Here is an 18964-nt window from a genome sequence, read left to right as displayed (position 1 = left end):
ACAGACGTGACTGAGATCGAGATCGGGCGCGGCAAGCGCGGCCGCCGGGCGTACGCCTTCGACGACATCGCCGTCGTCCCCAGCCGCCGTACGCGGGACCCGAAGGAGGTCTCGATCGCCTGGCAGATCGACGCCTACCGCTTCGAGCTGCCCTTCCTGGCCGCCCCCATGGACTCCGTCGTCTCCCCGGCCACCGCGATCCGCATCGGGGAGCTGGGCGGGCTCGGCGTGCTGAACCTCGAGGGCCTGTGGACGCGGTACGAGGACCCGCAGCCGCTGCTCGACGAGATCGCCGGGCTGCCCGCCGAGGCGGCGACCCGCCGCCTGCAGGAGATCTACGCCGCTCCCATCAAGGAGGAGCTGATCGGCGCGCGCATCAAGGAGGTGCGCGACTCCGGCGTGGTGACCGCCGCGGCGCTCTCCCCGCAGCGCACCGCCCAGTTCTCCAAGGCGGTCGTGGACGCGGGCGTGGACATCTTCGTCATCCGGGGCACCACGGTGTCGGCGGAGCACGTCTCGTCCTCGCACGAGCCGCTGAACCTGAAGCAGTTCATCTACGAGCTCGACGTCCCGGTGATCGTCGGCGGCTGTGCCACCTACACCGCGGCCCTGCACCTGATGCGCAGCGGCGCGGCCGGTGTCCTGGTCGGCTTCGGCGGCGGCGCCGCGCACACCACGCGCAACGTGCTGGGCATCCAGGTCCCGATGGCCACGGCCGTGGCCGACGTGGCCGCCGCCCGCCGCGACTACATGGACGAGTCCGGCGGCCGGTACGTGCACGTGATCGCGGACGGCGGCGTCGGCTGGTCCGGTGACCTGCCGAAGGCGATCGCCTGCGGCGCCGACTCGGTGATGATGGGCTCCCCGCTGGCCCGCGCGACGGACGCGCCCGGCAGGGGCCACCACTGGGGCATGGAGGCCGTCAACGAGGAGCTGCCGCGCGGCAAGAAGGTCGACCTCGGCACGGTCGGCACGATCGAGGAGATCCTCACCGGCCCGTCCCACTTCCCCGACGGCTCGATGAACTTCTTCGGTGCCCTGCGCCGCGCCATGGCCACGACCGGCTACAGCGAGCTCAAGGAGTTCCAGCGGGTCGAGGTGACGGTGGCGGACAGCCAGCACAGGCGCTGAGCGCTCCGCCGGTCCGGCGGCCGGACCGGCGCGCCCCTCGGGGGCGGGCGTGCGGATAGGACGGCAAGGGCCCGTCCACCTCGGGTGGACGGGCCCTTCGGCTGCCCCGGTGTCAGGCCGCGGCCTTCTTGGCGCCCGAGAACGCGGCGAACGCGGCGATCGCGAAGAAGACGAAGGTGAGCGGGTCGGCGTCCGCCTTCCAGGCCTCCTGGACGAGGCCGAAGTGCTGGAAGAACAGCTCCGAGAAGCTCACGCCGACCGCGTCGGCGCCGATCATTGCCTCGCCGACCAGCTGGCCGATGTAGACCGAGCCCAGCGCGAGCACCGCCCCGACGATCCCGAGGGCGGGGTTGCGGCCGCCCACCTTGCCCGCGGCGAGGCCGATGACGAAGCCGACGCCGACCGCCGCCCAGCCGATCTCGTGCTTGGTCAGGCCGATGACGACACCGTAGAGGGCCGCGGCGACCAGGGCCGCACCGAGCGCGGCCGCCAGGCCGAGGCCGAGGTTGTCCTTCTGCGGCGCGGGCGGCACCGGCGGGGCGAACGGGGCCCCGGCGGGGGCCTGCTGGGCGTACGGGTTGGCGCCGGCGGGCTGGGCCTCGGCAGGCTGGGCCTCGGCAGGCTGGGGCTGCGGCTCGGAGTGCGGCGGTGGAGCTGACTGGCTCATGACAGGAATCCCCCCGTGGTACGGCAGAGCTGAATCGCGTGGTGAGGACGCACGGCTGTGCGACGAGTGGGGACATTAGCAGGCAGCGGTGACAACGCCGACGGAGTTGTGCGCCGGGAACGACGGAGTTGTCGGCCGGGAACGACGGAGTTGTCGGCCCGGAACGACGGCGTCATGCGCCCCCGGGGTCCCCGCGGCCCCGCTCAGAGCCGGTGCGCGGTCCCCGCGGGCGTGGCCCCCCGTGTGTCCAGCAGCAGCTGGGCCTTCACCGACAGGCCCTGGAGGTCGTACGTGCGGTGCTGCTGGAGCAGGACCGTGAGGTCGGCGTCGGCGGCGGCCTCGTAGAGGGAGTCCGCGCGCGGGACGGGGCGGTCCAGGACGCTCCAGGAGCCCACGTACGGGTCGTGGTAGCTGACGGCGGCGCCCAGTTCCATCAGCCGGACGGCGATCTCGCGCGCGGGCGTCTCCTGCTGGTCGCCGAGGTCCGCCTTGTAGGTGACGCCCAGCAGCAGCACGCGCGCGCCGCGGGCCGACTTGCCGTGCTCGTTGAGCAGGGCGGCGGCGCGCTGGACGACGTAGCGGGGCATCCGGCTGTTCACCTCCTGGGCCAGTTCCACCATGCGCAGGTTGCGGCCGGCGTGGCCGGTCAGGTCCTGCGCGAGGCCGTGACCGCCGACGCCGGGGCCCGGCCGGAAGGCCTGGAAGCCGAACGGCTTGGTCTCCGCGCAGCGGATGACGTCCCACAGGTCGACGCCGAGGTCGTGGCAGAGCACGGCCATCTCGTTGACGAGCGCGATGTTCACGTGCCGGTAGTTGGTCTCGAGCAGCTGCACGGTCTCCGCCTCGCGCGGGCCACGCGCGCGTACCACCTTGTCGGTGAGCCGTCCGTAGAAGGCGGCTGCCGACTCGGTGCAGGCGGGGGTGAGACCGCCGATGACCTTGGGGGTGCCGGCCGGGGTGAAGTCACGGTTGCCGGGGTCGACGCGGCTGGGGGAGTAGGCGAGGTGGAAGTCGCGGCCCGCGCGCAGTCCCGAGCCCTCCTCCAGCAGCGGCCGCAGGAACTCCTCGGTCGTGCCGGGGCGCACGGGCGACTCCAGGATCACCGTGGTGTGCGGACGCAGCCGCTGCGCCAGGGTGCGGGCGGCCGCCTCGACCTGGCCGAGGTCGGGCCCGCCCTCCGCCCCGCGCGGGGTCGGCGCGCAGATGACGGCGGTGCGTACCCGGCCCAGCGCCGCGGGGTCGTCGGCCGGAGTGAAGCCCCCCGCGAGCATCCGGCGCAGCTCGGCGGGGCTGAGGGAGCCCGGTTCGGGGCCGGTGGCGTATCCGAGTGTGGAGATGCCGGCGGCGACGGCGGCCTGCGCCAGGGGGAGACCGTAGGGGCCGAGTCCGATGACGGCGAGGTCTGCGGGCATGGCGTGAGCCGTCCTTCCCAGTAGCCGAAGCGGGACAGGTGCGCAAGCCCGGTGGACAGGAGGGACGAGCGCAATGTCAGACTAGGAGTAAATATGACCTTGATGCGGGATTGCGTTCATGTGTCTTCCGCTGCTCACGCGCCGGTTGTCCACAGGCTGGGGGCGAGTGGTGGCTGAAGTGGGGCAAGCCGGTCAGAATTCTGGGCATGGGGGGAGAGGGACCGGGCTTCGCCCACCGGGTGCGGCCCGCGCAACCGAGCACGGAGAGCGGGAGGCAGCGGTGAGGACAGCGACACTGGGGCCGGCGCAGCGCGCCGAGTCCCTGGCGGCCATGGCCGAGCGTGAACTGGACGTGCTGGTCGTCGGTGGCGGAGTGGTCGGCGCGGGCACCGCGCTGGACGCCGTCACCCGCGGCCTGGCCACGGGGCTGGTCGAGGCCCGCGACTGGGCGTCGGGCACCTCCAGCAGGTCCAGCAAGCTCATACACGGCGGCCTGCGCTATCTGGAGATGCTCGACTTCGCGCTCGTCCGCGAGGCACTGAAGGAACGCGGGCTGCTGCTGGAGCGCCTCGCCCCGCACCTGGTCAAGCCGGTGCCGTTCCTGTACCCGCTCCAGCACAAGGGCTGGGAGCGCTGGTACGCCGGATCGGGCGTCGCCCTCTACGACGCCATGTCGATGGCCCGCGGTCACGGCCGGGGCCTGCCCGTGCACCGCCACCTGAGCCGCCGTCAAGCACTGCGGGTGGCGCCCGCCCTGCGCAAGGACGCGCTGGTCGGCGCCCTGCAGTACTACGACGCCCAGATGGACGACGCCCGCTTCGTGGCCACCCTCGTGCGCACGGCGGTGTCGTACGGCGCCCGTGCCGCCAACCGCGCGCGCGTGACCGCGTTCCTGCGCGAGGGCGAACGGGTCGTGGGCGCCCGGGTGCGGGACGTCGAGGGCGGCGGGGAGTACGAGATCCGCGCCAAGCAGGTCGTCAACGCCACCGGTGTGTGGACCGACGACACCCAGGGGCTGGTGGGGGAGCGGGGGCAGTTCCACGTCCGCGCCTCCAAGGGCATCCACCTCGTCGTCCCCAAGGACCGCATCCACTCCACGACCGGCCTGATCCTGCGCACGGAGAAGTCGGTCCTGTTCGTCATCCCGTGGGGCCGGCACTGGATCGTCGGGACCACCGACACCGACTGGGACCTCGACAAGGCCCACCCGGCCGCCTCCAGCGCCGACATCGACTACCTGCTGGAACGCGTCAACTCGGTCCTCTCGGTGCCTCTGTCCCGCGACGACGTCCAGGGTGTGTACGCGGGCCTGCGTCCGCTGCTCGCCGGGGAGTCCGACGCGACCAGCAAGCTGTCGCGGGAGCACACCGTGGCGCACCCGGTGCCGGGGCTGGTGGTCGTCGCGGGCGGCAAGTACACGACGTACCGGGTGATGGCGAAGGACGCCGTCGACGAGGCGGTGCACGGGCTCGACCTGCGGGTCGCCGAGTGCGTCACCGAGGACGTCCCGCTGCTGGGCGCGGAGGGCTACCGGGCGCTGTGGAACGCGCGCGCCCGGACGGCCGCCCGGACCGGACTGCACGTGGTGCGGGTGGAGCACCTGCTGAACCGGTACGGCTCGAACGCCGAGGAGGTCCTGGACCTCATCGCCGCCGACCCCACGCTCGGCGAGCCGCTGCAGGCCGCCGACGACTATCTGCGCGCAGAGGTGGTGTACGCCGCTTCCCACGAGGGCGCCCGGCACCTGGACGACGTGCTCACCCGCCGCACCCGCATCTCCATCGAGACCTTCGACCGGGGCACCCGCAGCGCCCGCGAGGCAGCCGAGCTGATGGCGCCGGTACTCGGCTGGGACAAGGACCAGATCGATCGCGAGGTCCAGCACTACGAGAAGCGGGTCGAGGCCGAACGGGAGTCGCAGCGCCAGCCGGACGACCTGACGGCGGACGCGGCGCGGCTGGGGGCGCCGGACATCGTGCCGTTGTAGCCGGACGGGGACCGGCGCGTCCGCTTCGTACGGCCTGATGCCGGGTCAGGGGTACGACGCCGACGCGCCGGTATGGCCGGAGTGTCCCCGCCGGAGGCATTTCGCCTCCCGCCTCCTCGCCGCCCGTCCGCCCCGAAACGCCGAACCCGCACCTCACCGGGCCCGCATGTCCCACGGGCCCCGGCGGGGCGCGGGGCCCCCTGGGCGTCGAGCACTTGTCGGGTGAGGGACAATGGAGGCTCTGTCAGGGCGGGTTGCATGAGGGGACGCATGTCGGAGGCGGAGCGGGCGGGGACATCTCGTCAGGAGACTCGTCAGGACAACAGCGAGCAGCGTCTTCTCGCGGGCCGGTACCGGCTGGGGGACGTACTCGGCCGCGGCGGCATGGGCACGGTGTGGCGCGCCGAGGACGAGACCCTCGGGCGGACGGTCGCCGTCAAGGAGCTGCGGTTCCCGTCGAACATCGACGAGGACGAGAAGCGGCGTCTGATCACGCGTACCCTGCGCGAGGCCAAGGCGATCGCGCGGATCCGCAACAACAGCGCGGTGACCGTCTTCGACGTGGTCGACGAGGACGACCGCCCCTGGATCGTGATGGAGCTGGTCGAGGGCAAGTCCCTCGCCGAGGTCATCCGCGAGGACGGCGTGCTGGAGCCCAGGCGCGCGGCCGAGGTCGGGCTCGCGGTCCTCGACGTGCTGCGCTCGGCGCACCGCGAGGGCATCCTGCACCGGGACGTGAAGCCGTCCAACGTGCTCATCGCCGAGGACGGCCGGGTCGTGCTCACCGACTTCGGCATCGCGCAGGTCGAGGGCGACCCGTCCATCACCTCCACCGGCATGCTCGTCGGCGCGCCCTCGTACATCTCCCCGGAGCGGGCCCGCGGCCACAAGCCGGGCCCCGCGGCGGACCTGTGGTCGCTCGGCGGCCTGCTGTACGCGGCGGTCGAGGGCGCACCGCCGTACGACAAGGGTTCGGCCATCGCCACGCTCACCGCGGTGATGACCGAGCCGCTGGAGGAGCCCAAGAACGCCGGCCCGCTCAAGGACGTCATCTACGGGCTGCTCAACAAGGATCCGGCCAAGCGGCTCACCGACGCGGGAGCGCGGGCGCTGCTCGACGCGGTGATCAACGCGCCCGGACCGGAGGTCCTGGACGCCACCCGGGTCGTCCCGCTGCCGGTGCCGCCCGGCGGGGCCGGCGACAACGGCGCTGCGGGCGACGGCGGTCCGGGCAAGGAGCCCGGGGAGAAGCTGCGCGGGGCACTGCGTTCCGTCCGCAAGGCCGTCGCGCCGGGGGCGGCCACTTCGGCGTCCGCGTCCCGCACGAAGAGCGGCAACGGCAGCGGCAGCGGCACGGGTGGCGGCGGCAGCGGTGCCGGTACCGGAGCGGCCGCGGCGTCCGGTGGGACGGCTGCCGGGAAGTCCCCCGTGAGGACGTCGAAGGGCGCCGCGTCCGGTAGTACGGCGTCCGGCACCGCGGCCGGTGCCTCGTCCTCGGCTGCGTCCTCGTCCTTGTCCTCGGCTGCGTCCTCGTCCCGGTCCGCCTCCGGGCCGGGACAGCGGTCGGGCGAGGGGGCCGACAAGAAGAGTTCGGGGTGGCCCGTGGTACCGCCGCCGGACCTGGACCTGCCGCCCAGGCCCGTGCCCAGGGCGCCGCTCACCGACGTGGTGCCCAAGCGGACACTCGTGATCATCGCGGTCGTCGTGGCGCTCGCCGTGCTCGGCACGGTGCTCGCCCTGACGCTCGGCGGGGACGACGGCGACTCCTCCAAGGGCGCGAAGAGCGGCGGCGGCAAGGCCGTGGCGAGCGAGAGCGCGAGTGCCGGCCGGAGCCCGAGCGCCTCCACGAAGGAGGACACCGGCGGCGGCACGCGTACGGACGGTGACCATTCCGCGTCCACCGGGACCGGCACCGGCACCGGCACGGCCACGAGCGCGAACACGGCCGACAGCGGGAACGGCAGCGGGTCGTCGGGTTCCGGCGGCGGCTCGAGCGCGCCGGCCGTGTCGAAGCACCAGGGCGGCCAGGGGTACTCGATCGGCCTGCCCAAGGGCTGGAAGTACCAGTCCACCAGCGCCGCGGGAGACCGTTACACCGGGCCCGACGGACAGAAGCTGCTCGTCGCCTGGACGAGCACGCCCAAGGACGACCCGGTGGCGGACTGGCGGAACCAGGAACGCTACATGGTGCGCGCGCAGTACCACCGGATCCGTATAGAGGCCGTGCACTACCGCGGGTGGAACACCGCCGACTGGGAGTTCACCTACGCCGAGGGCGGGACCAAGTACCGGACGATCGACCGCGGTTTCGTCGTCAACGGCCATCAGGGGTACGCGCTCATGTACACCGCGAAGGCGGCCGACTGGGGCAGCCAGCTGCGCAAGGACACCTGGAAGACGCTGACGGAGTCCTTCCAGCCGAAGAAGTGAGCTGATCCGGAGCCGGTTCGGGGCGTGAGAATCCGGCATCCCCCGATGCGGGTTGCCTCCGGCACGTATCGTGAGTGGTTGCGGACCGTACGCGTCCAGGTATGCATACAGAACGGGCCGCGCACGAACGGATGTGACCAACCGGGTGGCCGGGGGAGGCATTGTGGACGACTATGCGGGCCGGGTGATCGCCGACCGCTACCGCCTGCCGCTGCCGCCCTCCGACGAGTACGAACTCACCGAGACCCGGGCCTTCGACACCTACAGCGGCCAGGAAGTCCTGGTCCGTCAGGTGCCGTTGCCCGAGGTGGTCGAGGCCGAGGTGCTCGACGCGGACGGGCTGCCCGACGGATTCACGGCACGCCACAGCGGTGCGCGACGGCCCCCGGCCGGCCGGGCCGCCACCCGGCGCCCCGCCGACCCGGCGGTGCGGCGTGCCGTCGAGGCCGCGCAGGCCGCGGCCCGCATCCCCGACCACCCGCGGCTCGACCAGGTCTTCGACGTGTTCGCCGAGGGCGGCTCGCTGTGGATAGTGAGCGAGCTGGTGGCGGCGCGTCCGCTCGCCGCGCTGCTGGCGGAGCGGCCGCTGACGCCGTACCGGGCCGCGGAGGTCGCCTCCGACGTGCTGATGGCGCTGCGGGTGTTGCACGCCCACGGCTGGGTGCACCGCAACATCACCGCCCGCACCGTCCTGATATGCGACGACGGGCGCGTCATGCTGACCGGCCTCGCGGTCGGCGCGGCGGAGGAGGCCCTGTCCGGGTACGACCCGGTGCCCGCCGGGGACGGCTTCCCCGAGCAGCCGGCCGGAGCCGGCACCGAAGACCCCGCCGGTCCGGACGCCTCCCGAGCCCCCGGTGGGGCGGCGGCCGGAGAGGTGGACCCCGAGGCCGCCCGGCGGGCCGCCATCCAGGCGCGGGCGGCCGGCGGACTCGCCCCCGGCGCGCAGGCGACGGACGTGGTCCCGGCCCCCGGTGCGCCGGCCCGGCGGGCGCTGGAGAGCGGCGAGGACGTCAGGGCCGCCCGGGCCGGGGCGATCGCCGCGTACCGCGCGGGCGCGCGCGCCGCGGCACGCGTGCAGGAGGCCCAGCAGAACGGACGGGCCGCGCTGCCCGGCGCCCACCCGTCCGCCGAGGGCGACACCGGTGCCGCGGGCCGGCCGAACGGCTCGGCCCCACCGCCGTACGCCGTCCCCGGCCAGGGCACCGACCCGCGGACCGGCGCGACGCCACCCGGGCCCCCCGGCCAGATCGCCGACCCCTATGGTGTGCGGCCCACGTCCTGGCACGGCGCCGCCCCGCGCAGCGCCCCCGAAGCCACGCCCCCCGCCGTGCCCGGCGGCCGGCGGCCCACGGAACTGCCCCCGGGCGGTGCCACCACCGGGCCCCCGCCCGCGCCCGGCGAGCCCCGCCCCGCGCCCGGCGGGCCCCGCCCCGCGCCCGGCGAGCCGCACTGGGGCGCCCCGGCCCGCCGCACCCCCGCCACCCCCCTCGCCGCCGAGCGGGCCCGGCAGGTGCGGATGACCGTGGTGGGGCCGGTGACCGAGCGCTGGGCGCCGGAGCAGGCCGGGCCGGTGCACGAGAACTGGCAGCTGGCGGCCCCCATCGGCCCGGCCACCGACCTGTGGGCGCTCGGCGCGCTGCTCTTCCGGGCCGTACAGGGACACGCGCCGTACCCGGAGGAGTCGACGGCCGAGCTGGTGCAGCTGGTGTGCGCGGAGCCGCCCGCCTTCGCGGAGGAGTGCGGACCGCTCAGACCGGTGGTGGAGTCGCTGCTGCGGCAGGACCCCACCGAGCGGCTCGACTTCGAGGAGCTGGGCGGTTGGCTGCGCTCACTGGTGCGCTCCGCGCCCGAGCCGGAGGCCGGCACGCACGTGATAGCGGTGCCGCCCCCCGATCGGAGCCGGCTGCCGATCGTGCGCCGGCGCGGCGAGCTGGTGCGCAGACGGCGCGCCGGTCTGCCCGCGACCAGCGCGCACGGCCGGCACAAGCGGGCCAGGCAGGAGGCGCGTTCGCCGCGCAGTCTCGGCCGCACGCTGCTGTTGCTGGTACTGCTCCTGCTGGCCGGCGCGGTCGCCTACGCCATGCTGTTCATGCCGAAGGCCGGGGACAGCGGCGCGGCGGCGAGCGGCGACCGCACGGGAGCCGCGGGCCAGGCGAGCCAGGCGCCCACGCCCACCGGCTCGGCGTCCTCGGGCGGGACCACGCCGAGCACGGAACCGAGCTCCTCCCGGTCGGCCCCCTCCACCGAGACCCAGACCACCACGGACCCGGACGTCGCCGACGGGTTCACCCTGAGCAAGGACTCCGAGGGCTTCCGGATCGCCGTCGCCAAGGGCTGGGACCGCACGCCCAAGAACGGGCGCGGAGAGGTCGTCTACTCCCACGGGAACTTCGAGCTCATCGTCGTACCGGGGCGGGACAGCGCCTCGAAGTACGGCAGCGACCCGATGGCCTACCAGCGGGACAAGGAGAGCGAGCTCCAGCCCTACCGCGACTCCAGCTGGGCCACGGCCACCGGCCTGAAGACCATAGAGGTCGGCGGACGGTCCATGGCCGAGGGGCAGTTCACCTGGACCGACGGTCAGGGACGCGACCTGTTCGTCCGCAACATCGCGATCCTCATCGACGGCCGCTACCACATCGTGCAGGTCCGCGGCCCGGAGGCGGAACGGGACGAGGTGACGCGGCTGTACGAGCAGGCGTCGGCTACTTACCGGTACACCGGCTGACGCCAAGACAGCCCCCGATGGTTGCCCCGAATTCCACGAAGCGAGAACCGTCACAGTGCTGTCTCCATGGCCCCCCGCTTGTTCCCAGTCGGCAGGCGGATCCTTAGTCTGACCCTGTCAAGACCATTGCGGGGCAACGTGAATCAGATGCAGGGCCTGCTCGTCGCGGGCCGCTACCGGCTCGTCGACTCCATAGGCAGCGGCGGCATGGGCCGGGTGTGGCGCGCCCACGACGAGGTGCTGCACCGGGCGGTCGCCGTCAAGGAGTTGACCGCCGCGCTCTACGTCTCCGACAGCGACCAGGCGGTGCTGCTCGCCCGCACCAGGGCCGAGGCACGCGCCGCCGCCCGCATCAACCACTCCGCCGTCGTCACCGTGCACGACGTCCTCGAACACGACGGCCGTCCGTGGATCGTGATGGAGCTCGTCGAGGGCAACTCCCTGGCCGACGCGGTCAAGGAGCAGGGGCGCGTGGAGCCCCGGGAGGCGGCCCGCATCGGCCTGTGGGTGCTGCGCGCGCTGCGTGCCGCGCACACCGCCGGAGTACTGCACCGGGACGTCAAGCCGGGCAACGTCCTGCTCGGCCGCGACGGCCGGGTCCTGCTCACCGACTTCGGCATCGCGCAGATCGAGGGCGACTCCACCATCACCCGCACCGGAGAGGTCGTCGGCTCGGTCGACTACCTCGCCCCCGAGCGGGTGCGTGGCCACGACCCGGGCCCGTCCTCCGACCTGTGGGCGCTCGGCGCCACGCTGTACACGGCGGTCGAGGGCCGCTCGCCGTTCCGCCGCACCTCACCGCTGACCACCATGCAGGCGGTCGTCGAGGAGGAGGCCGCCGAGCCGCAGCACGCCGGCCCGCTCGGACCCGTCATCACCGCCCTGCTGTGCAAGGACCCGGCGCACCGGCCCGCCGCGGACGAGGCGGAGCGGATGCTCGCCGAAGCCGCGGAGGGGCGACGACCGAGCGCGGCGCAGGCCTTCGTGCCCACGCGGAACGGCGGTTCGTTCACGGGGACGGGGCCGCAGAACCCGGCCGGGACGGGGCCCCAGTACTCCGCCGGGTCGGAGTCCCCGTACTCCGGTGGGTCGGGATCCCCGTACTCCAGCGGTTCAGGATCCCCGTACTCCAGCGGGACGGGAACGCCGTACCCGCCGCAGGCCGCGGCGCCCCCGTACGGCCAGGGGCACGGCTACGGTCAGAGCCACAGCCCGAGCCAGGGCCCCGGCACGACGCCGACGACGGTCGGCCCCCCGGACGTCCCCCAGCCCCCGGCGACCGCCCGTCCCCGGCGCCGCCGCCTGCGCATGCTCGCCCTCGTCGTCGCCTTCGCCGCCGTCTTCGGCGGGGTCGGCGCGGTGGCGTGGCAGAAGTACGGCTCCGGGCAGCAGCAGGACGACAACGACTCCGGCGCCTCACCGGCTCCCGGGGACTCGGCCTCCTCCCCGGCCCCGGCAGGCGGCATCCCGTCCGGCTGGGTCACCGAACACGACCCGCTGGGCTTCAGCATCTCCCTGCCCTCCGGGAGCTGGAGGCGCTCGGCGGACACCTTGGACGGCGGCATCAAGCAGATCGACTACTCGCCCGACAACGGCAAGCACTTCGTCCGCATCGCCGTCGACACCTCGCCGGACTTCCTCGACGCCCACTCGCACCAGAAGGACCTCGAGGACTACCTCCGGCGGCACCTGGTCGACTACCGGCGGACCACCCTGAAGACCAACACCTACCGCGACTGCAAGGGTTCGCTGTGGGAGTACACCTGGAACGCGCTGGCGAAGGACCCGCCGTACGTGGCCGGGCCGCGGCACGCCGTCGAGGAGACGTACTTCTCGCGGGAGGGCACCGAGTACGCGATCTACATGTCCACGCCCGAGAAGGACTGGGTGAGGACGAGCAAGCAGTTCAAGTGGGTGCTCCAGAGCTGGCAGCCGCCCGCCTCCTGACCTTTCGGGCGTCGGTTGTCGGCCACCCGGGCGTACGGCCCGGAGCGGCCGCGTCCGTGTGGGGCATGATGGGCCCATGGGGACCGAGGGGGACGACTGCCGTGTGATCGCGGGCCGTTACCGCCTGGAGGCGCGGATCGGGCGCGGCGGCATGGGCGTGGTGTGGCGGGCGACCGACCAGTTGCTGGGCCGCCGGGTCGCGGTCAAGGAACTCGCCCTGGAGGCTTCCCTCTCCGACGACGAGGCACGGCAGCAGCGCGACCGCACCCTGCGCGAGGCCCGGGCGGTCGCCCAGTTGCGCCACCCGCACATCATCGTCGTGCACGACGTCGTGGAGGACGGCGAACGCCCCTACATCGTGATGGAGTTGATCGACGGTGATTCGCTCGCCGAGCGGATCGCGGCGCGCGGCCCGGTCGACGCGGCCGAGGCCGCCCGGGTGGGGATCGGCCTGCTGAGCGCGCTGCGCACCGCGCACGCGGCCGGTGTCCTGCACCGGGACATCAAGCCCGCGAACGTGCTCGTCGAGTCCGGCACGGACCGTGTCGTCCTCACCGACTTCGGGATCGCCCAGGTCGCCGGGGCCACGACGCTCACCGAGACCGGCTCCTTCGTGGGCTCGCCCGAGTACACCGCGCCCGAGCGGATGTCCGGGGTGCGGACCGGACCCGAGTCCGACCTGTGGTCGCTGGGCGCGCTGCTGTGCACCGTGCTCAGCGGGGAGTCACCGTTCCGCCGGGACTCGATCGGCGGCATCCTGCACGCCGTCGTCGCCGCCGAGATCCGCCCGCCCGCGCAGGCAGAGCCGCTGCTGCCCGTCGTACGGGGTCTGCTGGAGCGCGATCCGGACCGGCGGCTGGACGCGGCGGAGGCGGAGCGGATGCTGCGGGCGTTCCTGGAGACGGGCCGCACGCCTCCGGTGCCGTACACGCCGACCCAACGGGACGTCCCCCGCCACACCCCCCAGCCCGCGCCCCCGCCGCAGCCGCCGCCGGCCGGGCACTCCACGCGGGGTGTGCTGGTGGCGGCGCTGCTGGTCGCCGCGATGGCCGGGGCGGGCGTGTCGGCGGCGGCGCTGCTGATGCACGGCGGCGGGGACGGCGGCGGTACGCCGACCAGCTCGGCGCCGGGCACCACGACGAGTGCGTCCGCCTCGCCCGCCCCCACGGTCACCGCGCCCCGGAGCGCCGCCACCAGCCCGGCCGCCACCGGTCCGGCCGCCGCGCACTCCCGCACCGCGCCGTCCGGTTACCGCCTCGTGCGGGACCCGGCTGGCTTCTCCCTCGCGGTGCCGGACGGCTTCACCCGGGACCCGCAGGGCGAGCGCGTCTTCTACATGTCGCCGTGGCAGACCTTCCGCCTCGGCATCAAGACGGCCGACCCGCAGACCGGCGGCCCGCTGGCGGTGATGCGCCGCTCCGCCGCCAACGGTGCCGGCACGAACCCCGGTTACCACGACGGCCGGGTCACGCGGACCACGCACGACGGAAACCCCGCCGCGCTCTGGGAGTTCACCTGGAACGGCTTCAGCCCGGCGGAGGGCCCCAGGCACACCTACGACCTGTGCTGGGAGGAGGACGGCCGGATGTACGACGTGTGGGTGTCGGCGCCGGTGGGGAAGGTCGCGGAGGCGAAGGAGTACTTCGACGTCGCGGTCGACACGTTCGCGCACTCCGACTGAGCCGGCGGCTACCTGAGCCGTCTTGCCATCGCCTTCACGAGCTTGGTCCTCGCCACCTCCAGCGCGAACCGTCCGCCGCCGTCGGGCACGGGTTTGGCGTACCAGGGCAGGCCCTGCCGACGCCACTTGGCCGGAGCGAGGTCCCGGGGCAGCTCGGGAAGGGGTAACACCCACGGCCCGAGCCGAAGCTCGCCGCCCCAGACACCGGCCGGCAGCGTGGCCACCGGTACCCGCACCACGAAGTCACCGCCGGCGCCGGAGACCTGACGGGCGGGAAAAGAGCCGACGCCGCCGCTCTCACTGTCCGTCAGTCCGACCATCAGGGCCCCCTCCGGGTACGAGGCGAGCGTGCACCGCCCGGTGACCTCCAGCTCGGTGAGCGCGTCGGCGGCCCAGCGGATGCCGTCGATACCGAGGTGAGGCAGTACCTCGTGCTTGCACTCTCCGAGGTCGAGGGTGAAGTTGCCGTACGGCTTGGTGGTGTAGAGGGCGACGGCACGGAGCTCCTCGCCGGTAGCGACGACCTGGGCGCTCGTCTTCCTGGAGACGTCCTCGGCCCGCTTGCTGCCGATGCGGACCTCTTTGGACAGGCCCTGGGCGCCGATGGCGAGGGAGATGTCCCACAGCCCGTCGGGGAGCGGCTCGCCGTCGGCGGCGGTGGTGATGTCGACGGCGACCTCGAAACCGGCGAGGTCGTAGGCGAACCGCCCGTCGTCCTCCGCCGCCCCCAGCCCGGGCGTCGCGGTGTGCGTGACGGGCAGCCGGTACGTGACGGGCTCCGACCCGACCGGCCTGTGGTGCGACAGCTGCAATGACGGCAAGGGCTGGCCCACCGTCGACGGGTACGGCGACGACAAGCCGAAGAAGGGCGGCACCGGCAGCGGGAAATCGGGCGGCGGCGGTGGCGGTGGCGGTGGCAGCCCCAGTCCTCCGCCGGCCCAGGCCAAGGCGGACCAGGCCCGCGAGAAGGAGGACGCGGCCAAGCAGCGGGCGATGGCCATCGCCAAGGAACTCGCCGGCATCGCGCCGACGAACTCGGCATCACGGACGCCCTGGACTGCTTCACGACCGGCAGCCTCGGCTCGTGCGGCAACACCGCGCTCAACGTGGTGTCCTCCTTCCTGGGGGGCGGCCCGCTCGCCAAGCTGGCCAAGAAGTACTTGCTCCATATGGACAAAGCCTGGGCCTTGGCCAAGCGCGTCAAGCGCCTCGGTGACGACCTGCTGGACAGCTTCAACGGCTGGCGCAAGAGCCGCAAAGAGGCGAACCGGCTGGAGAAGGTGGCCAAGGAGTGCAACAGCTTTACACCTGACACCAAGGTGCTGATGGCTGACGGCTCGACGAAGAAGATCAAGGACGTCGACATCGGCGACAAGGTCCTGGCCACAGACCCCGCCACTGGTGAGACACGAGCCGAAACCGCCACCGCCGAGATCAAGGGCAACGGGCTCAAGCACCTCGTCCGGATCACCGTCGACGTCGATGGCAAGAAGGGCGGTGAGACGGCCAAGGTCACCGCGACCGACGGCCACCCCCTCTGGGTCCCGGAGCTGAACACCTGGATCAGGGCGACCGACCTGAAGCCGGGCGAGTGGCTGCGCACCAGCGGCGGGACGTACGTCCAGGTCGGCGCGGTGAAGAGGTGGACGGCGCAGCGGGCGACGGTCCATAACCTCACCGTCAGTGATCTGCACACGTACTATGTGCTGGCTGGGCAGACGCCGGTCCTCGTTCACAATTCCGGCGGATGTCCGAAGGTGGGCCTCCTCAGCCCATCGCATCAGGCCATCGGTGATCCCCATGCCAGGGGCGGCATCTATGCATTGGTATCGGAGAGCGGAACGGTGATGCGAACGGGCATGGCCACGGATCTGCAGTCCCGCCTCGCAACGCACCGACGGGACTATCCCGGTCTGACGGGTGTGGTTATCTACAGGACGGATAATCGAGCTGCGAGGCGAGGTCTGGAGGAGATGACCGAGAATTGGTACACGCCAATCTTGGCCAATCAAAGGGCGATCCGCCTCGGCAATCCGCGGCGCCAACAATACTTGCAAGCCGCACGTGATTTTCTGGATGAGTGGAGGTGAGTGGACGGTATGAGCGCTTCAGGTGTAGGGCCGTTCGAGAATGACTCAGCGCTGGATCTGCTCGATGAGCTGCGAGGACTTGATGAGCGCGAGGTGATCGACGCGTTGCGTGAGGCGTTGTCGTCCGCGACTGAAGTCGAGCCCGGGGACTACCTTGATCGAGACTTGGGCGAGCCGGCGGTAGCTGCTTCGGCTGTTGCTTTGGCAAAGGTTAAAGGAAGGGACAGTGTCCTCGAAGCGGTAGAACTGGGGGATGCGATCCCCGAGATTCCTTCCTCCTTCTTCGCGCTGGTCGTTTCGGCTCTTTCCAGAGTACTGCAAGAGGATTCCGAGGCTTATGGCCTGTGGATCGATGAAGGCCGCGGGGATGAGTGGAGATCTGAAGTGGAACGTCTCCTGAACGAAGCCAGCGAGGTGGTTCAAGGGGCATCAGGCTGACGCCGCCTAGGTTTTTCCACTGCCTCATCTCGGCAGGATTGGCACAGAAAGTCAGAAGCCCCACCGGAGAATCCGGTGGGGCTTCTGGCGCATCTGACGGCAACGTCAGCGGACGATGGCTACGGCGGGTGGGTCGTCAGGGGCGTCGTCGCTCTGACCGAGGGCCTCGATGGCGTTGCGCTGGAGGCGGAGTCGGACGTAGGCGTAGACGCCGGCGGTGACGCCGATGTGGGCGTGGCCGAGGATTTCCTTGATTGCGACGAAAACCAAGGGTGTTGATGGTTTCACGTGTTCGATGCCCTGCTCAAGGCGACCGCTTGAGGCAGGTCGCGGGTGGCAGGGCCGCCCCCCCGGTCCGCTCTCCACTCCGCCACCGCGGACCGGTCGGCGACCAGGCCGCGCAGGAGCGCGAAGTGGACGATCAGAGCGGGTGAAAAGTCGCTCGGATCGCTGAGTTAAGGCCCGTTGCATCGAGAAACCTGGAGTGATTGGCAGATATGGGCCACAACCGAGCGTAGTGGCCTGCGGTTTCGTGGTCGGGCCTGGCGCATATCTGCCAAGTGCCGGGTGAGTGAGCCTACGGGAGGCAGGTGCCACTCGCGTCGAGGGGGCGGTCCGTGCGCAGGGTGGCTATCAGGGCGTCGAGTTGTGCGGGGCCGGTGGTGAGGATGGCTTCCGGGCTGTCGCTCTCTCGGAGGAGGATCGTTCCGGCGGGGGTGGTGGCGAGGTAGACGCAGGAGGAGGCTTCCTCGCTGAAAGTGGACTTCTGCCAGGTGAGTTCGATCTCGGTCACGACTCGGCTTTCAGGTGTCTTCGGCGATGTGGTGGATGAGGTCTCGCGAGGCCTCGGTGTCCAGGGTGGCCTCCTCCATGCGGTCCAGGATCAGTCGATATTTCGTCAACTGCGCCGTGGCATCGATCAGCTCACTGCCGTGGGCGGCGTCGAGCTGAGCCGTGTCCAGGGCGGGAACCGGGCCGTACGCGTAGTCGAGGCCATGGCCGACCGTGGGGAACGCGGTGCCGTCGAAGGGGATGACCCGGAGGCTGACGTGCGGTTGTTCGCTCATCTTGACCAGGTGGTCCAGCTGGGCGCGGGCCACTTCCCGACCGCCGAAGCGCATACGCAGAGCGGCCTCGTGGATGATCGCCGTGTATCGCGGTGGCTGCTCGCGGTGGAGGACGGCCTGGCGCTTGATGCGGTGGGAGATGCGGTACTCGATCTCGTGCGGGCGCAGGGCCGGCACCACCTGGCGGAAAAGGGTGCGAGCGTGTTCCGGGGTCTGGAGCAGGCCAGGGATGTTGATGACCTGGGCCACGCGAAGCGCCACCGCGTGGTACTCCATCTCCGCGACGTCCAGGAAGCGGGGAGGAAGCGTGTCGCGGTACTCCTCCCACCAGCCACGCTCCCGGCGGACCGCCATCGCCACAAGGGCATCGACCAGAAACTCGTCGGTGCAGTCGTAGTTGTGGGCGAGAGTCCGGACGCGCTGCTCGCTCAAGCCGAAGCGGCCCGTCTCGATGTTGCTGATGCGTGCCTGGTTGGCGCCGATCATTTCGCCGGCCTCGCGCGCGGTGAGTCCCGCGCTTTCGCGCAGCTTGCGTAGCTCGACCCCGAGGCGGAGTTGGCGTGCCGTGGGTGTCTGCCGTGGTGGCATGGTTTCCGCTCCCTTGCTGCGTATCGAACACGGTCACCCACATGAGTGGAGCGTCGAATGTATCCACAGAATCAGTAGAAACCATTCTACTGAGCTCGCTACGGTGAGACCCGACCCCGCTCAACCAACCCCACCGGCATACCGGAAGCGCACCGCGCCGCACTCGACCGCGCGCGGCAGGACACCGCACGGCCGGGTCTTCGAGCGAATCAGGTTCCCCCGCAGGAGGCGTTCATGGTCACCGTATCCCCGTCGGAGTGCGAAGCGGCCCCAAAGTGGTCGTACGCCCTCCAACTGCCCCACGATCCGCGTGCAGCGGGCATCGCCCGGGTTACTCTGCGGGCCGTACTGGCCGGGCACGGGGTTTCGCAACTCAGCTACACGGCTGAGCTGTTGGCGTCGGAGCTGGTGACCAACGCCTACCGGCACTCCACAGGGCCCGCGACCCTGCGTCTGCGCGGGCTGGGCGGGGGCCGGCTGCGGGTGAGCGTCTGGGACACCAACCCGCACATCCCGCCGCCCTTCGACAGGAGGCCCAGTCCGGTCCGTCCCGTCCCGGTCGACGCGGACGGCGGGCGCGGGCTCTTCCTCGTGTGCCACTACGCGGACGCGTGGGGCGGCTACCCGCTCGGTGACGATCTCTTCGGGCGGGGAGGGAAGCTGCTGTGGTGCGAGATCGGGCCGCCGCGCGCCACGGGGCGGGCGGCAGCAGCGTGACGGCGGCTGTGTCGCGGGCGGCGGAGGCGGCCCGGCGCTATCGTGGGAAGGGCGACACGCTCTGTAACCAGTGGAGGA

Annotated in this window: 14 protein-coding genes and 1 pseudogene; 9 read left to right on the top strand and 6 right to left on the bottom strand. The window is 72.1% G+C overall.

All coding sequences use genetic code 11. The features are described 5' to 3' along the window. Window positions 1–6 precede the first annotated feature (6 nt). The gene (locus ABZX30_RS01335) at window positions 7–1131 is read left to right on the top strand and encodes a GuaB3 family IMP dehydrogenase-related protein (RefSeq protein WP_355927278.1); all 1125 of its coding nucleotides are present in this window, start codon (window positions 7–9) and stop codon (window positions 1129–1131) included. Window positions 1132–1243: 112 nt separating this feature from the next. On the opposite strand, the gene ABZX30_RS01330 is transcribed toward ABZX30_RS01335, so the two are convergent. Next, the gene (locus ABZX30_RS01330) at window positions 1244–1798 is read right to left on the bottom strand and encodes a hypothetical protein (RefSeq protein WP_355927275.1); all 555 of its coding nucleotides are present in this window, start codon (window positions 1796–1798) and stop codon (window positions 1244–1246) included. Between the two features lie 203 nt (window positions 1799–2001). Beyond that, a complete protein-coding gene (locus tag ABZX30_RS01325; protein ID WP_355927272.1) occupies window positions 2002–3210 on the bottom strand; it encodes a nucleotide sugar dehydrogenase in 1209 nt (402 codons plus the stop codon). Window positions 3211–3490: 280 nt separating this feature from the next. Between ABZX30_RS01325 and ABZX30_RS01320 the strand changes: the two genes are divergently transcribed. The 5 genes from ABZX30_RS01320 (at window position 3491) to ABZX30_RS01300 (ending at window position 13986) form a co-directional block, all read left to right on the top strand. Further along, window positions 3491–5197 (top strand): glycerol-3-phosphate dehydrogenase/oxidase, encoded by a 1707-nt coding sequence (locus tag ABZX30_RS01320; RefSeq protein ID WP_355927269.1) that lies wholly within the window; start codon window positions 3491–3493, stop codon window positions 5195–5197. Window positions 5198–5467: 270 nt separating this feature from the next. Next, complete coding sequence (locus ABZX30_RS01315) at window positions 5468–7627, top strand: serine/threonine-protein kinase (RefSeq protein WP_355927266.1); 2160 nt, start codon at window positions 5468–5470, stop codon at window positions 7625–7627. Between the two features lie 163 nt (window positions 7628–7790). Next, complete coding sequence (locus ABZX30_RS01310) at window positions 7791–10358, top strand: protein kinase (protein ID WP_355927264.1); 2568 nt, start codon at window positions 7791–7793, stop codon at window positions 10356–10358. A gap of 147 nt (window positions 10359–10505) precedes the next feature. Then, a complete protein-coding gene (locus tag ABZX30_RS01305; protein ID WP_355927382.1) occupies window positions 10506–12305 on the top strand; it encodes a serine/threonine-protein kinase in 1800 nt (599 codons plus the stop codon). Window positions 12306–12381: 76 nt separating this feature from the next. Continuing rightward, the gene (locus ABZX30_RS01300) at window positions 12382–13986 is read left to right on the top strand and encodes a protein kinase (RefSeq protein ID WP_355927261.1); all 1605 of its coding nucleotides are present in this window, start codon (window positions 12382–12384) and stop codon (window positions 13984–13986) included. Between the two features lie 8 nt (window positions 13987–13994). Here ABZX30_RS01300 and ABZX30_RS01295 read toward each other — a convergent pair whose 3' ends face one another. Further along, entirely contained in the window at window positions 13995–14807 is an 813-nt protein-coding gene (locus tag ABZX30_RS01295) for a hypothetical protein (RefSeq protein ID WP_355927259.1), read from the bottom strand. Window positions 14808–15278: 471 nt separating this feature from the next. On the opposite strand from ABZX30_RS01295, the pseudogene ABZX30_RS01290 reads away from it, so the two are divergent. Continuing rightward, window positions 15279–15728, top strand: a pseudogene (locus ABZX30_RS01290) (Hint domain-containing protein); the annotation flags it as partial. 357 nt (window positions 15729–16085) lie between these two features. After that, window positions 16086–16514, top strand: coding sequence for a DUF4259 domain-containing protein (locus tag ABZX30_RS01285; RefSeq protein ID WP_355927257.1), 429 nt, complete (start codon window positions 16086–16088; stop codon window positions 16512–16514). Window positions 16515–16619: 105 nt separating this feature from the next. Here the strand turns inward: ABZX30_RS01285 and ABZX30_RS01280 are convergent, their stop codons facing one another. The 3 genes from ABZX30_RS01280 to ABZX30_RS01270 form a co-directional block, all read right to left on the bottom strand. After that, on the bottom strand, window positions 16620–16784 hold the full coding sequence (locus ABZX30_RS01280) for an integrase (protein WP_355927256.1): 165 nt from the start codon (window positions 16782–16784) through the stop codon (window positions 16620–16622). A 307-nt stretch (window positions 16785–17091) separates the two neighbouring features. After that, window positions 17092–17307, bottom strand: a complete 216-nt coding sequence (locus ABZX30_RS01275; protein WP_355927254.1) for a DUF397 domain-containing protein — start codon at window positions 17305–17307, stop codon at window positions 17092–17094. 10 nt (window positions 17308–17317) lie between these two features. After that, window positions 17318–18169 carry a helix-turn-helix transcriptional regulator gene (locus tag ABZX30_RS01270; RefSeq protein WP_355927252.1) on the bottom strand — a complete coding sequence of 284 codons (852 nt, stop codon included), beginning with the start codon at window positions 18167–18169 and terminating at the stop codon, window positions 17318–17320. Between the two features lie 234 nt (window positions 18170–18403). Here ABZX30_RS01270 and ABZX30_RS01265 point away from each other — a divergent pair, with 234 nt between their 5' ends. Beyond that, entirely contained in the window at window positions 18404–18886 is a 483-nt protein-coding gene (locus ABZX30_RS01265) for an ATP-binding protein (protein WP_355927249.1), read from the top strand. Window positions 18887–18964: the final 78 nt, after the last annotated feature.

The sequence above is a fragment of the Streptomyces sp. NPDC004542 genome (assembly GCF_040610035.1).
Taxonomy (GTDB): domain Bacteria; phylum Actinomycetota; class Actinomycetes; order Streptomycetales; family Streptomycetaceae; genus Streptomyces.
This window is presented reverse-complemented; position numbering and strand designations above follow the sequence as displayed.